The sequence below is a fragment of the Ruegeria sp. YTSA064 genome (genome assembly GCF_059610325.1).
This window is the reverse complement of record NZ_JBXWNK010000016.1, coordinates 1-14939: the sequence shown is the minus strand read 5'-3', so window position 1 is coordinate 14939 and position 14939 is coordinate 1. Positions and strand designations below refer to the sequence as shown.

General features: G+C 56.4%; 13 protein-coding genes. 9 read left to right on the top strand and 4 right to left on the bottom strand.

The features are described from left to right. Positions 1-80 precede the first annotated feature (80 nt). Positions 81-644 (bottom strand): helix-turn-helix domain-containing protein, encoded by a 564-nt coding sequence (locus AC2FI7_RS20420; RefSeq protein ID WP_010442539.1) that lies wholly within the window; start codon positions 642-644, stop codon positions 81-83. A gap of 117 nt (positions 645-761) precedes the next feature. On the opposite strand from AC2FI7_RS20420, the gene AC2FI7_RS20415 reads away from it, so the two are divergent. Then, complete coding sequence (locus AC2FI7_RS20415) at positions 762-1937, top strand: acetyl-CoA C-acyltransferase family protein (protein ID WP_496816876.1); 1176 nt, start codon at positions 762-764, stop codon at positions 1935-1937. 96 nt (positions 1938-2033) lie between these two features. Here AC2FI7_RS20415 and ubiB read toward each other — a convergent pair whose 3' ends face one another. Together ubiB and ubiE are read right to left on the bottom strand one after the other, a co-directional pair. Beyond that, positions 2034-3563 carry a 2-polyprenylphenol 6-hydroxylase gene (gene ubiB / locus AC2FI7_RS20410; protein ID WP_010442541.1) on the bottom strand — a complete coding sequence of 510 codons (1530 nt, stop codon included), beginning with the start codon at positions 3561-3563 and terminating at the stop codon, positions 2034-2036. Beyond that, positions 3564-4316 (bottom strand): bifunctional demethylmenaquinone methyltransferase/2-methoxy-6-polyprenyl-1,4-benzoquinol methylase UbiE, encoded by a 753-nt coding sequence (ubiE, locus tag AC2FI7_RS20405; protein WP_010442542.1) that lies wholly within the window; start codon positions 4314-4316, stop codon positions 3564-3566. Between the two features lie 86 nt (positions 4317-4402). Here ubiE and mutM point away from each other — a divergent pair, with 86 nt between their 5' ends. The 6 genes from mutM to recF all read left to right on the top strand — a co-directional run bounded on the left by mutM (position 4403) and on the right by recF (position 10989). Then, positions 4403-5254, top strand: coding sequence for a bifunctional DNA-formamidopyrimidine glycosylase/DNA-(apurinic or apyrimidinic site) lyase (mutM, locus tag AC2FI7_RS20400; RefSeq protein ID WP_496816875.1), 852 nt, complete (start codon positions 4403-4405; stop codon positions 5252-5254). Between the two features lie 66 nt (positions 5255-5320). Then, positions 5321-6097 carry an acryloyl-CoA hydratase gene (gene acuK / locus AC2FI7_RS20395; protein ID WP_496816874.1) on the top strand — a complete coding sequence of 259 codons (777 nt, stop codon included), beginning with the start codon at positions 5321-5323 and terminating at the stop codon, positions 6095-6097. Positions 6098-6326: 229 nt separating this feature from the next. Next, positions 6327-6590, top strand: coding sequence for a 30S ribosomal protein S20 (gene rpsT, locus AC2FI7_RS20390; RefSeq protein ID WP_010442545.1), 264 nt, complete (start codon positions 6327-6329; stop codon positions 6588-6590). Positions 6591-7131: 541 nt separating this feature from the next. Continuing rightward, a complete protein-coding gene (gene dnaA, locus AC2FI7_RS20385; protein ID WP_010442546.1) occupies positions 7132-8508 on the top strand; it encodes a chromosomal replication initiator protein DnaA in 1377 nt (458 codons plus the stop codon). 222 nt (positions 8509-8730) lie between these two features. After that, positions 8731-9852 (top strand): DNA polymerase III subunit beta, encoded by a 1122-nt coding sequence (dnaN, locus tag AC2FI7_RS20380; RefSeq protein ID WP_010442547.1) that lies wholly within the window; start codon positions 8731-8733, stop codon positions 9850-9852. A gap of 39 nt (positions 9853-9891) precedes the next feature. Beyond that, the gene (gene recF / locus AC2FI7_RS20375; protein ID WP_010442548.1) at positions 9892-10989 is read left to right on the top strand and encodes a DNA replication/repair protein RecF; all 1098 of its coding nucleotides are present in this window, start codon (positions 9892-9894) and stop codon (positions 10987-10989) included. Here recF and AC2FI7_RS20370 read toward each other — a convergent pair. Beyond that, a complete protein-coding gene (locus AC2FI7_RS20370; RefSeq protein ID WP_010442549.1) occupies positions 10986-11552 on the bottom strand; it encodes a carboxymuconolactone decarboxylase family protein in 567 nt (188 codons plus the stop codon). The genes recF and AC2FI7_RS20370 overlap by 4 nt on opposite strands. 98 nt (positions 11553-11650) lie before the next feature. On the opposite strand from AC2FI7_RS20370, the gene AC2FI7_RS20365 reads away from it, so the two are divergent. Together AC2FI7_RS20365 and gyrB are read left to right on the top strand one after the other, a co-directional pair. Beyond that, the gene (locus AC2FI7_RS20365) at positions 11651-12223 is read left to right on the top strand and encodes a TetR/AcrR family transcriptional regulator (RefSeq protein WP_010442550.1); all 573 of its coding nucleotides are present in this window, start codon (positions 11651-11653) and stop codon (positions 12221-12223) included. A 102-nt stretch (positions 12224-12325) separates the two neighbouring features. After that, a complete protein-coding gene (gene gyrB, locus AC2FI7_RS20360; RefSeq protein WP_010442551.1) occupies positions 12326-14743 on the top strand; it encodes a DNA topoisomerase (ATP-hydrolyzing) subunit B in 2418 nt (805 codons plus the stop codon). The last annotated feature ends 196 nt before the right edge of the window (positions 14744-14939 follow it).

Below are 14939 nucleotides of genomic sequence, written 5' to 3'. Positions count from 1 at the left end.
CTAACATAACGGACGAATATCCCAAATAGGGGATTTACGAAATTACGGAAAAATATCCGTGAAGGCGGATTATTGCTGAGTCAGGCGTTCTTTACAATTAGGAAAACACGCGCAGGGCTGTCGGCAGAAATGGAATGCGCGACGTCAGCGGCATATCGGGCTGTATCACCTTGCCTGAGTTCGCTCACTGCCACGCCCGAAGTAACTCGAACTGACCCTTCCAACACGGTCAATTGTTCCCGTGCACCGCGCGCATGGGGTTGGCTGTTCAGGGCGCCATTTTTGTCGAGCTGAATGTCATAGACCTCGTGACCGCCGGCTTCTTCTGGCGGTGAGAGGATCCGGATGCGGCAGTTCTCTCCCATGTTATCGATGCTGGGCACTTCGGAGTTTTTGAGAATCTCGATCTGGTCGGTTGTCTTCGTGTCTTCCAACAACCCGGCAAAATCCACCTGCAGAGCTCGGGTCAGGTTCCACAAGGTCGAAATTGTGGGGCTGCTCTCTCCCCTCTCGATCTGGCTGACCATGGATCGCGATACGCCACTGAGATTCGCAACCGCTTCAAGGGAAAGGCCCTGGGCCCGGCGCGCCTCTTTAAGGCGTGTCGGAAGGCGTGTCAGGATATCGTCTGTCTTGTCCGTCATGGCGGAATTTGATGCGCCTTGAATCAATAGATGTCAATTCCGTCTGTGACGGGACGTCTCAGGCGACAGAGAGTTACTGCGGGTGCATACTACGGCCAACCTCAGGAGGAGTGATCCATGACCGATATCGTTATTCTGGATGGCGCACGTACTGCCATCGGTACTTTTGGCGGTGCGCTGGCTTCGACAGCGCCGATTGATTTAGCGACAGTGGCGACCGAAGCCGCGCTTGAACGGTCGGGTGTCGAAGGCGGGCAAATCGGACATGTGGTATTCGGTCATGTGATCAACACTGAACCCCGCGATATGTACCTGTCGCGCGTAGCAGCGATGCAGGCGGGCATTCCGAACGGGACACCGGCAATGAACGTAAATCGTTTGTGTGGCTCCGGCGCGCAGGCGATTGTGTCGGCAGTACAATCTCTGATGCTGGGAGATGCCGATTTCGCAGTGGCTGGAGGAGCCGAGAGCATGTCACGCAGCCCCTACATCGTGCCTCAGGCCAGATGGGGCGCTAAGATGGGCGACGTCACCTCACTGGACATGATGTTGGGCGCGCTGAACTGTCCTTTCGGAACCGGTCATATGGGTGTGACGGCTGAGAATGTGGCCGACGAACATCAGATCAGTCGTGAACAGATGGATGCGTTTGCCTTAACCAGCCAGAGCCGAGCGGCAACAGCGATCGACGCTGGATATTTCGAAAGCCAGATCACGCCTGTGCAGGTGAAAGTCAAACGCGAGATGGTTGACTTTAAGGTGGATGAGCATCCCAAGGCCACCACAGCTGAGGCGTTGGCGGGCCTTCGTCCAGTGTTCAAGAAAGAAGGACGCGTCACGGCCGGGAATGCATCGGGTATCAACGATGGGGCTGCGGCGATGGTTCTGGCGACGTCAGATGCTGCTGAAAAGGCCGGATTGAAACCAAAGGCACGGATATTGGGATATGCGCATGCCGGAGTGCGGCCCGAAGTAATGGGAATTGGACCGGTTCCTGCAGTGCAGAACTTGTTCAAGAAGACAGGGCTGTCGGCAGTTGATTTCGATATGATCGAGAGTAATGAGGCCTTTGCCGCACAGGCCCTGGCCGTCAATCAAGAGCTTGGGTTGGATGCCGCTAAGGTCAATCCGAATGGCGGTGCGATTGCGTTGGGGCACCCTGTGGGGGCAACTGGGGCGATTATCACCCTAAAAGCGCTGTATGAACTGGAGCGTGTTGGTGGTTCCAAGGCGCTTATCACCATGTGTATTGGTGGTGGGCAGGGGATTGCCCTTGCCATCGAGCGGCTCTGATTGAGGTCGAGCGGAGGGGGCTGTCTGCCCCCCAATCGCGCCGGTGGCGCGATTCCCCCCGAAGATTTGTGGCCAGATGAAGCAGGCGGGTTGTTGTTAGCCGAATGTCATCACGACAAGTGTGGCTGCGATCCCAACGGCTGCGCCAAGGGCGGCGGGTAGCAGCAAGGTTGTCTTGCCGGAAGTTTGCTGGTCATCTTTCGTGGTTTGCGCAATCAGGGCGTTTTCTACCAGCGCAGGTAAGCGTGGGCCGAAACGGGCCAGCACCATTGCGGTCTTACCAAAATCTCTCAGGGCGGCCCGGGGGCCGATGGAGCTTTTGATATAATCCTCGACGACCGGGCGCGCGACTTCCCAGATATTCATATGATCGTCGAGTGATCGGGCAACGCCTTCGACCACGACCATGGTGCGCTGCAGAAGAATCAGTTCGGTTCGGGTTTCCATGCCGAAGCGCTCTGTGACCTCAAACAGATAGCTGAGCAGTCGGCCCATGGAGATATGGGTCGCGTCCATGCCGAAGATGGGTTCTCCGACTGCGCGCAAGGCGCGGGCGAATTCGTCGACGTCCTGGTTGGCAGGGACATAGCCGGCCTCGAAATGGACTTCGGCTACGCGTTTGTAGTCGCGGCGGATGAAGCCGAAGAGGATTTCGGCATAGACCCGACGGGTGTATTCGTCGATATGCCCCATGATGCCGTAGTCATAGGCAATAATGTCTCCATTCGCGGCGACCTTCAGGTTCCCTTGGTGCATATCCGCATGGAAATAGCCATCGCGAAGGGCGTGCAGCAGGAAAAGGCGCAACACACGTTCTGCCAGATCGCTGCGATTGTGGCCTGCAGCGTCCAGCGCGTCATTGTCGCCCAGCGGGATTCCATCGGCCCAGCTGAGTGTCATCACCCGGCGTGCGGACAAGGACCAGACGACCGGAGGCAGCCAGAACCCGGAATCATCCTTGGTGTTGGCGGCGTATTCCGAAGCAGCAGCGCTTTCCAGGCGCAGGTCCAACTCGCCGCGGACAACTCCGTCAAAATGCTCGATCACCTCCATAGGGCGCAAGCGACGAGCACCGGGGGCAAACAGGTCGACAATTCGGGCGGCGAAATAAAAGGCGTCTACATCTTTACGGAAGGCGCGTTCAATTCCGGGGCGAAGGACTTTGACGGCAACATCTTCACCCGTGCTGGCCAGCTTAGCTTTGTGGACCTGAGCGATTGAGGCTGCGGCGATAGGCTCGCTGAAATCGCTGAACATTTCTGAAAGGGGTTGGCCCAGCTCTTTCTCGACCTCGGCCATGGCTTCGGCCTTAGAGAATGGCGGAAGCTTATCCTGCAAGACACGCAGTTGTTCAGCCAGTTCATTTCCAACCACGTCGGGGCGCGTCGAAAGGACTTGTCCGAACTTGATATAGGCGGGCCCAAGAGCAGTTAAGGCGCGGGTTGCGGGCGGCATCTGGGGATCCCCTTTGTACCCCAGCCACTGAAATGGTTTGCCCAGAACATGTGCGAGGATGCGGATAGCCCGAGGAGCCTCGAACGCGTCTAATACCACGTTCATGGCACCCGTGCGCTCGAGCGTTGCGCCTGTGCGGATCAGGCGGATAATGTTATGTGGGCCGCGCATCTAGATCTTCCAGCCGGAATGCAGTGCCGCGATACCCATGCTGAGATTGCGGTACTTGGCGTTTTCGAACCCGGCGGCGCGGACTATGCTCAGGAATGTCTCCTGATCCGGGAACTTGCGGATCGATTCCACCAGGTATTGATAGCTGTCGTAGTCATTGGCGATTAGTTTGCCCATGCGTGGAATGACGTTGAAGCTGTAGAGGTCATAAAGCTTTTGCAGTCCGTCATTGGGCAGTTGGCTGAATTCAAGCACCATTAGGCGGCCACCGGGTTTCAGCACGCGATAGGCCTCGTTCAATGCCTCTTGCGGGCGGGTAACATTCCGGATGCCGAAGGAAATTGTATAGACGTCGAACGTATTGTCCTCGAACGGCAGGGACATCGCATCGCCCACCACCCAGTTCAGGCTGTCGGACATCTGGTCGGCCTCGGCGCGCTGGCGGCCTTCGACCAGCATAGGCTCTGTCAGGTCCAGAACCGTGGCATGGCCGTGGCCCGCGCGTCTCAGGAAACGAAAAGAGATATCTCCGGTCCCACCTGCAACGTCCAGCAACCGTTGACCGGGGCGCGGGGCAAGCCAATCCATCATTGCGTCTTTCCAGACCCGGTGAATGCCCATCGACATGACATCGTTCATCACATCGTATTTCGAGGCGACCGAGTTGAACACGCCCTGTACGCGCCCGGCCTTGTCGGCCTCGCGCACGGTTTCAAACCCGAAATGAGTGGTCTTGTCGCTGTTGTTGGACATTTGCCTTGCCGTTCGTCGAATTTCGCCTCTGTTATAGGGCCATAAGAGGCGGGCACAATGCGGCCCTTTGGAATAGGAGCCATCTAATGCCCGAATTGCCCGAGGTCGAGACAGTAAGACGCGGTCTATCCCCGGCGATGGAAGGCGTCGTAATCCAAAGGGCGGACGTAAACCGCCCCGATTTGCGCTGGCCTTTCCCCGAGCGGATGGCTGAACGACTGACTGGGCAGCGCGTCGACCGATTGCGTAGACGATCGAAATACATTCTGGCCGATCTGAACAGTGGAGAAACACTGCTGATTCATCTTGGTATGTCCGGGCGTATGACCGTATCTGGTGATCCTCTAGGGCAATTTGCCCACAAACACCCGATGCCGGAAAAGCATGATCACGTAGTCTTTCATATGGCCAACGGCACCCGTATCACTTTTAACGATCCGCGTCGGTTCGGAGCCATGGACCTGCTGCCGACAGCCACGGCAGAGGATCACAAGCTGCTGTCAGTTCTGGGACCTGAACCATTGGGTAACGATTTCCACGAACAGCACCTCATTGAGGCGTTCAAAGGTAAGAATAGCCCGGTCAAATCCGCGTTGCTGGATCAGGGAATCGTTGCCGGATTGGGAAATATCTACGTCTGCGAAGCGCTTTATCGCGGCAAGGTGTCGCCACGTCGCAAAGCCGGACAAATTTCTGCGTCGCGTGTTGGAGCGCTGGTTCCGATCATCCGCCAGGTGTTGCAGGACGCGATTGAAGCGGGTGGTTCATCCTTACGTGATTTCCGCCAAGCCGATGGAGAACTTGGATATTTTCAGCATAGTTTTGATGTTTATGGGCGTGAGGGAAGGCCCTGCAGAACCAAAGGATGTAGTGGTGAAATCAAGAGAATCACTCAGTCTGGTCGCTCATCCTTCTACTGTGCGCAATGCCAAAGATAACTTGATCCAGCGAATTCGCGTGGTAAGGAATCGTACTTGAACGGAACAACCGGAAGCTTACACCTCATGGCTTTTGAGACGATCATCGTCGAAATCGAAGACCACGTCGCCCTAATCAAGCTCAACAGACCAGATGCGATGAATGCGCTGAACACCCAGTTACTGGGTGAGTTGTGTGATGCGCTGGAAGAAGCAGACAGCAACGACAAGGTGCGCTGCATCGTCATCACCGGCTCGGACAAAGCTTTTGCGGCTGGTGCGGACATCAAAGAGATGTCCGAGATGAGCTATGTCGATGTCTTCAACATCAACCTTTTTGGCGACGCGAATGACCGGGTATCGGCAATCCGCAAACCGATCATCGCCGCCGTTGCAGGTTATGCGCTGGGCGGAGGTTGTGAGCTGGCAATGCTGTGTGATTTCATCATCGCAGCGGATACAGCCAAGTTCGGCCAGCCCGAGATCAATCTGGGCGTCATCGCAGGACTCGGCGGCAGCCAGCGTTTGACACGGTTTGTAGGCAAGTCCAAATCGATGGACATGAACTTGACCGGTCGGTTCATGGACGCGGAAGAGGCCGAGCGTGCGGGGCTGGTCAGCCGCGTCGTGCCTGCCAAGAAGCTGATCGAAGAAGCAACCGGCGCAGCGCAGAAGATCGCTGAGAAGTCGCAGATCACGGCAATCGCGGCCAAGGAAGCCGTGAACCGCAGCTATGAGTTGCCGCTGAGCGAGGGTATGCTGTTTGAGCGCCGGGTGTTCCATTCGATGTTTGCAACTGAAGATCAGAAAGAGGGCATGGCCGCGTTTCTGGAAAAACGTGCGGCTCAGTTCCGCGACAAGTAACGATAACGGACATTCAGTGAATTCAGGCGGGCTTGGTCTCGCCTTTTTGCTACTGAAGCTCTTGTGAAGAATCAGCTTGGCAAAACCTTTAAACTTGGGTAGAGACCGCCGTCATACATGCGCGTGCGGCCCGCTTGGCCCGACTCACACTCGTGATTTCTGATCCGGTGCGGATATGTCCGTGGCGCGCAACCCTAGATAACCGTACCGAACAAAAGGTCAGAGACACATGGCAAATTCGCCCCAGGCAAAGAAACGCGCTCGTCAGAACGAAAAGCGTTTTGCTGTAAACAAAGCACGCCGTTCGCGCATCCGCACACATCTGCGCAAAGTTGAAGAAGCAATCGCATCCGGTGACAAGGACGCGGCTACCGCTGCCCTGCGCGCCGCTCAGCCAGAACTGATGCGTGGCGTCACCAAAGGTGTCTTCCACAAGAACACCGCAGCCCGCAAAATGTCGCGCCTGTCGGCACGCGTCAAAGCGCTGGGCTGATTCTTTGGGAAAACGCGTCAAGCGTTGATTTGCGAAAAAGGCGTCGCGCATAGCGGCGCCTTTTTCATTGTTGCCGGAAAGCCGCGCCTTCACGAAGTCGAGAGATTCTTTCGTCCTGAACCCCGAGTCAATATCAGAGTTTCGTTGCCCGGACCCATGGGCTCTTGCTACGACTGAGTCAGCGATTCACTCGCTTGGGGGGACAGGCTGTTCTGGGTATCTGACTGACGGGCATCAGTAGGAATCCGGAACGAATGTTCGAAAATCGGCTTCGGTCGGTTGGACGATCTGCTCTGGGTCTCGGGTTTTCCGATGATCTTGGCCCTGTCGAAAAATTGGATTGTGACGCGCCACCCTGTTTTCGGGGTTGTACCGACTGTTGGACAATGCGGTATCGGATTGCGCTGAACGTTAAAATGACCCGCCAGACCTTGTGGTCTGGCGCATGGGTATCCTTGTGGGTGGACGCAATAAACCGGTATACCGGACTATTTTGATAAGGCTGACAGGCCAATAAAGAATGGGATGCGTGAGGCGCCGAATGACACAAGAGAAATGGGGACAGTTGCGGAACAAGTTGATGAAGGCTGTTGGTAAGAACAACTTCACGACCTGGATCGAACCTTTAGAGTTTCAGGGATTGCAAGATGGCGTCGCGGTATTTTCTGTGCCGACCAACTTCATGGGAAACTACGTAAGTCAAAATTTTGCTGACCTCATTCTTTATGAACTAAACACGGCGGGCGAGCCTGTTCAGCGCCTTGCATTCCGCACCGCTGCTAATTCTCCGACCCGTCCTGCGCAGGCTGAGACCCCAAAACCCCAAGCCGTTCCGCAGCCCGTTGTTGTTGAGGCCTCGCATGATGCGCTTGAGGCGTTACAGGCGGCACCGCTGGATGCGCGCTTTACCTTTGACAGTTTTGTTGTTGGTAAGCCGAATGAGCTGGCTCACGCCGCCGCGCGCCGCGTTTCCGAAGGCGGGCCCGTAACATTCAATCCGCTGGTGCTCTACGGGGGTGTCGGCCTTGGTAAGACGCACCTGATGCACGCCATTGCTTGGGAGCTGAAAACCAAGCATCCCGAACTAAACGTTCTGTACCTGTCGGCAGAACAGTTCATGTACCGTTTTGTGCAGGCCCTGCGTGAGCGCCGGATGATGGATTTCAAGCATCTGTTCCGCTCGGTCGACGTGCTTATGGTTGATGACGTGCAGTTCATCGCGGGTAAGGATTCGACGCAGGAAGAGTTCTTTCATACCTTCAATGCGCTGGTGGACCAGAATAAGCAGATCATCATTTCGGCAGACCGCGCGCCGGGTGAGATCAAGGATCTTGAGGATCGCGTGAAATCGCGTCTGCAATGCGGCCTTGTCGTCGATCTTCATCCAACGGACTATGAGCTGCGTCTGGGAATCCTGCAGAACAAAGTGCAGCAATACAGCAGCACTTATCCCGATCTCACCATTGCTGATGGTGTATTGGAATTCCTTGCACACCGCATATCGACCAATGTGCGCGTGTTGGAAGGGGCGCTGACCCGCCTGTTCGCGTTTGCCTCGCTGGTTGGGCGTGAGATCGATATGGAGCTGACGCAGGATTGTCTGGCCGATGTGCTACGCGCATCCGAGCGCAAGATCACTGTCGAAGAGATTCAGCGCAAAGTCTCGGACTATTACAACATTCGCCTCAGCGACATCATTGGCCCCAAGCGTCTCCGGTCTTATGCTCGCCCGCGTCAGGTGGCGATGTATCTGTGTAAGCAACTGACCAGCCGGTCTTTGCCGGAAATCGGCCGTCGTTTCGGTGGGCGCGACCACACCACAGTCATGCACGGCGTCAAGCGCATCGAAGAGCTGAAGCTGACCGATGGCCAGATCGCCGAAGACGTCGAGATGCTGCGCCGGGCTTTGGAAGCCTAATCTGCGACCGTACTGGAAATGCCCCGCGCCCGTCTGGCCGGGGTATTTTCATGTGCGCAATAATCCACGATTGCGCGCGAACTGGCGGTGGGATGGCCGGTTGGCCTTGACGGTTTGATCATTCCAACCCAGAAATTCACAAAAAATCCTTGTGCCTCAGGGCGGAACCGGTAACTTGCCAGTCCCGCCCATGTACGCACTCAAGTCAGAGGAACTGAGGGTATGAAGATCAGCATCGAACGCGGCACCCTTCTAAAGGCCGTTTCGCAGGCCCAATCTGTTGTTGAACGTCGCAACACCATTCCGATCCTGGCCAATGTGCTGATCGAAGCCGAAGGGGATCAGGCGCTGTTCCGAGCGACTGATCTGGATATCGAGGTTGTCGACAAGGCTCCTGCGCAGGTTGAGAAAGCGGGCGCGACAACTGTCGCCGCCACCACGCTGCATGAGATTGTGCGCAAGCTGCCCGATGGGGCGCTGGTGACTTTAACCGCCGACAGTGCTGCTGGCCGATTGACGGTTGAGGCCGGTCGGTCGAACTTCTCGCTGGCGACGCTGCCGAAAGAGGATTTTCCGGTTATGGCGTCCTCGGAATACCAATCGAACTTTACGGCGTCGGCTGCGCTGCTGCGGCGGTTGTTCGACAAATCGAAGTTCGCCATTTCTACCGAAGAGACCCGTTATTATCTGAACGGTGTCTACATGCATGTCGCTGATGGTTCTGAGGGCGGCAAGGTGCTGCGCTGCGTGGCGACCGATGGCCACCGTCTGGCGCGTATTGATGCGGACCTGCCGGACGGAGCGGCGGATATGCCGGGTGTAATTGTTCCCCGAAAGACCGTGGGTGAACTGCGCAAGCTGTTGGATGATGATGAAATGGACATCGCCGTCTCGGTCAGCGAAACCAAGGTGCGGTTTGCAACGCCAGACATCACGCTCACCTCGAAAGTGATTGATGGGACTTTCCCTGACTACACGCGCGTCATCCCTCAGGGAAATACGCGCAAGCTAGAGGTTGACGCTGCCGAATTCGCGCAGGCCGTGGATCGTGTGGCGACCGTTTCGTCCGAACGGTCACGAGCTGTAAAACTGCAACTGGATGCGGACAAGCTGGTCCTGTCGGTCAATGCACCCGACAGTGGTGCGGCTGAGGAAGAGTTGGCTGTCGCGTATGGGGATGAACGTCTCGAAATTGGTTTTAACGCGAAATACCTGCTCGAGATCGCTTCTCAAGTGGACCGCGAGAACGCTGTCTTCATGTTCAATTCCGCTGGTGATCCGACACTGATGCGCGAAGGCAACGACCAAAGCGCTGTTTACGTCGTAATGCCGATGCGCGTCTGATTGCCCCGATCGGGTGATCTCTAACGAAAGGGAGGGGTCATGGGATTGGCCCTGACCGAGCTTACCGTTTCGCATTTTCGGTCTCATAAGCTGGCGCGGTTGTCCTTGGACGGGCGACCGGTGGCGATCCACGGGCCGAACGGGGCCGGAAAGACCAACATTCTGGAAGCAGTGTCACTGTTCTCGCCCGGACGCGGTATGCGGCGGGCGAGTGCGGCTGAGATGACCCGGAGGCCTGAGGCGTTGGGTTGGAAGCTGTCCGGATTGATGAACGTACAGGGCCAGAACTACGAAATTGAGACATGGTCCGAAGGTGGCGCAGCTCGGCAGGTTCGGATTGATAACAAGGCGGCCAGTCAGATTGATCTGGGCAAGTTGGCGCGCGTTGTTTGGTTGATCCCCTCAATGGATCGCTTGTGGATTGAGGGTGCCGAGGGTCGGCGGCGGTTTTTGGACCGGATTGCGCTGAGTTTTGATCCGTCTCACGCCGAAGCCTCACTGATCTATGAAAAGTCGATGCGCGAGCGGAACCGATTGCTGAAAGAGCAGGTTCGAGACGCCCATTGGTATGCGGCGCTGGAGGGACAGATGGCAGAGACGGGGCACCGCATCCACGCGGCACGAAAGGCGGCTCTGGAGCATTTACGGGCGGCACAGCATCAAGCGGAAACGGCGTTTCCTTCGGCGGAGTTGGAACTTGTCCAGACCGAAGGAGCGATGCCTGAAACTACAGAAGATTTGCGCGAAGCGTTGAATGAAAGCTGGTTTCGGGATTTGGCTGCGGGCCGTACGTTGGTTGGGCCGCATCGTTCAGATCTTTATGGAGTGTTTGCGGCCAAGGGTGTGCCCGCCAAAGACTGTTCCACCGGAGAGCAAAAGGCGCTGTTGGTTTCGCTGATCCTATCGAACGCGCGGGCGTTGGCGGGCATGGTCGGGGCGCCACCGATTGTGCTGTTGGATGAGGTCGCTGCTCATCTGGACGCGGACCGTCGCGCCGCGCTTTACGATGAGATTTGTGCGCTGGGCGCTCAGGCCTGGATGACGGGCACCGGGCCTGAGCTATTTGCGGAATTGGGCGACCGGGCCCAAACATTGATTGTAACCGAGGGCGACGAAGGCTCGGTTGTAACTGCTTAGGCAGGCTCGCTGACTTTACGCTCCCACAGGAAGCCGCGCATAACCTGGTCGACCGGTGTTTTGGCCATGTGGTTGACGTAGTTCGACATGGTTTTCTGCGCCAGTCCCAGAACCACGTCCAAAACCGCGCGGTGGGAATAACCTGCGTCGAAGAACGCCTGCAGTTGTTCTTCGGTCGGGTTGCCACGGGTTTCCATAACCTGCAGGGTGAAAGTGCGCAGTGCCTCAAGCTTTTCCGAGGGAAGCGGAGTCTCGTTGCGCAGTGCCTCTGTGATCTCGTCCGAGACTTTCATCATCTTAGCGATTCCAGTGTGGGCGGGCACGCAGTAATGGCATTCGTTTTCTACGTTGATTGTCTGCCAGACAACGGTCTTTTCGTCATTGTCGAAGTCGGTCTGCAGGAAAAGGCCGTGCAGAACCTGATAGCCTTCCAGGTGCTGTGGGCTTTCGGCCATTACTTTGTGCAGACCGGGCAGGCGCCCGAATGCAGCCTGAGATTTCTCAAGCAGCGGCTTGGATCCTTCTGGGGCAGATTCGAGGTCGTGGGACGGGAAATTGGCCATGTCAAACTCCTGTTTCTGGCGAGATGGGTCGTATTTAGGGTTTCTTGAGCGATCGCTCAAGTATATATTTGAGCGAACGTTCAAGTATTGGTGAGACCATGCCTCGCAAGCCCTCATACGACCGAGACGCACTAATCGCGCAGGCTCGTGATATTTTTTGGCGTCACGGCTGGGCAGGAACGTCGCTGAAAGACCTTGAGCGCGAGCTGAAGCTGAAACCGGGCAGCTTCTACGCGGCGTTTGGGTCGAAAGATACGCTCTACGCCCTGGCGTTAGAGCGGTATGCGCAGGATGGGGTTGCCAGCATGGGGACCTTGGCCGAGGAACTGGGTCCGCTCGGCGCGCTCAAGGCGCAGCCACGTCGCGTAATCGAGGCATCAGAGCTGCCGACCAAAGCCTGCATGTTGGCGAAAACTTTTGCCGAGTTGCAGGCAAAGGATCACGATCTGGCCGCTCAGGCACGTAGTCATATGGTTTCGATGAAGACTTGTTTTGCAGACCTGTTTCGCCGCGCGCAGGATGCCGGAGAAATCGCCCCTGATCACGACCCGGACCGCCTTGCCTCGCGCTATCAATCTGACCTTTTAGGGCTGCGATTATCGGCCGAACGCGACGATGTGAATGCAACAGAGATCGCCGAAGATATTGCAGCGGACCTCGATCGGCTTTGATCTGCAAATAAAGCGGATCAGAACCACAAAATGTTGGGGGATCGCGTGACATTCCCCACCAGAAAACGTATAAGTTACCAAAATAATATAGGTACTAACGGCATGTCCGAAGACGCACAGGCACCCCAGGAATACGGCGCTGATTCCATTAAAGTTCTCAAAGGGTTAGAGGCGGTTCGCAAGCGCCCTGGCATGTACATCGGGGACACGGATGATGGCTCGGGTTTGCACCACATGGTGTACGAAGTCGTGGACAACGGAATTGACGAGGCGTTGGCCGGTCATGCCGACCATGTGACCGTGAAAATCCACGCCGATTCCAGCGTTTCGGTCAGCGACAACGGTCGCGGTATTCCGGTCGATATTCACCCCGAAGAAGGCGTTTCGGCCGCCGAGGTCATCATGACCCAGCTGCACGCGGGCGGTAAGTTCGACAGCAACTCGTACAAAGTGTCGGGTGGTCTGCACGGTGTGGGTGTATCGGTGGTGAACGCACTATCCGATTGGCTGGAACTGCGCATCTGGCGCGCTGGCAAGGAGCATTTGGCGAGATTTGAGGGTGGTGAGACCGCCGAGCACCTGAAAGTCGTGGGCGAATGCGGCGACCGCACCGGGACCGAGGTACGCTTTCTAGCCTCGACAAGCACATTTTCGAATCTTGAATACTCGTTCGAAACGCTGGAAAAACGTCTACGCGAGCTGGCCTTTCTGAATTCGGGCGTGCGGATCATTCTGATCGACGAACGTCCCGCCGAACGGCTGGAAACCGAGCTGTTTTATGAAGGCGGCGTCAAGGAATTCGTCAAATACCTCGATCGATCCAAGACCCCGGCGATGCCCGAGCCGATCTATATCAAGGGTGAGCGCGACGATATCGGTGTTGAAATCGCCATGTGGTGGAATGACAGCTATCACGAGACGGTTCTGCCGTTCACCAACAACATCCCACAGCGGGACGGCGGTACCCACGTGGCCGGATTCCGGGGCGCTCTGACCCGAACAATCAACAACTATGCGCAGTCCAGTGGGATCGCGAAGAAGGAGAAGGTGAGCTTTACCGGCGATGATGCGCGTGAAGGCCTGACCTGTGTGCTGTCGGTGAAAGTACCTGACCCCAAATTCTCATCCCAGACCAAAGATAAGCTGGTGTCGTCCGAAGTGCGCCCGGCGGTTGAAGGTTTGATGAACGAAAAACTAGCCGAGTGGTTCGAGGAAAATCCGACCGAGGCCAAGGGGATCGTTGGCAAGATCATCGAGGCCGCCTTGGCCCGCGAAGCGGCCCGTAAAGCCCGTGATTTAACCCGCCGCAAGACGGCAATGGATGTAAACTACTTGGCCGGTAAGCTGAAAGACTGTTCCGAGAAAGACCCATCAAAGACCGAGGTCTTTCTGGTCGAGGGGGACTCGGCAGGAGGCTCTGCCCAGACGGGCCGGGACCGTCTGACTCAGGCAGTTTTGCCCCTGCGCGGGAAAATCCTGAACGTTGAACGCGCCCGGTTTGACCGGATGCTGTCATCTCAGGAAATCGGGAACCTTGTGATGGCGCTAGGCACCGGCATTGGTCGCGATGAGTTCAACATCGAAAAGCTGCGCTACCACAAAATTGTCATTATGACCGATGCGGATGTCGATGGTGCGCACATCCGGACCCTGCTGCTGACCTTCTTCTATCGGCAGATGCCGGAATTGATCGAAGGGGGGTATCTCTACATCGCGCAACCGCCACTCTATAAAGTTTCTCGAGGTAAATCTGAGGTTTACCTGAAGGACCAGGCTGCGCTTGATGAATATCTAGTTAATCAAGGTGTCGAAGGTGCGGTCCTAAAGCTTGGTTCCGGTGAAGAATTAGTTGGCCAGGACCTGACCCGCGTCGTCGATGAAGCGCGTCAACTGAAACGTGTGCTGGATGCGTTCCCAACCCATTACCCGCGTCATATCCTTGAGCAAGCCGCCGTCGCCGGTGCATTTGTGCCAGGTGCTGTGGATGCTGACCTGCAAGGTGTGGCTGACAAGGTTGCGGCCCGTTTGGATCTGATCGCACTGGAATATGAACGCGGATGGCAAGGCAGGATCACACAAGATCACGGCATCCGCCTGGCTCGTATCCTGCGCGGCGTGGAAGAGGTTCGCACCCTGGACGGCCCCATGCTCCGCTCGGGCGAAGCGCGCAAAACCGGCAGCTTCACCCAAAGCCTGCAAGAGGTTTATAACACTCCAGCGACCCTGATCCGCCGCGATCGGTCCCAAGTCATCCACGGCCCGCTGGATTTGCTGCGCGCGATTCTGGAAGAAGGCGAAAAGGGCCTGTCGCTGCAACGCTACAAGGGTCTGGGTGAGATGAATCCGGACCAATTGTGGGAAACCACACTCGATCCAGATGCCCGGACACTATTACAGGTTCGAGTTGACGATATGGTGGAGGCCGATGACCTGTTCACCAAGCTTATGGGCGACGTTGTGGAACCACGTCGAGAATTCATTCAGAAGAATGCGCTAAGCGTCGAGAATCTGGATTTCTGATCTAGTGTAGGTGTTCTCATAACGCTGCATTGTCTTCATTGAAGACATTCAGGAAATTCGGCTGTGTTCGCCCATAATTCTGCGCGGTATTTGCGCATAAGCTTGCACGATTTGCCCATAAATTTGCGCGGTTCGAAAAACGCTCTCAATTGATGGCAGCTGTCGCGCTCCTTCTTCAGCTTTAAAGGGCTATCTC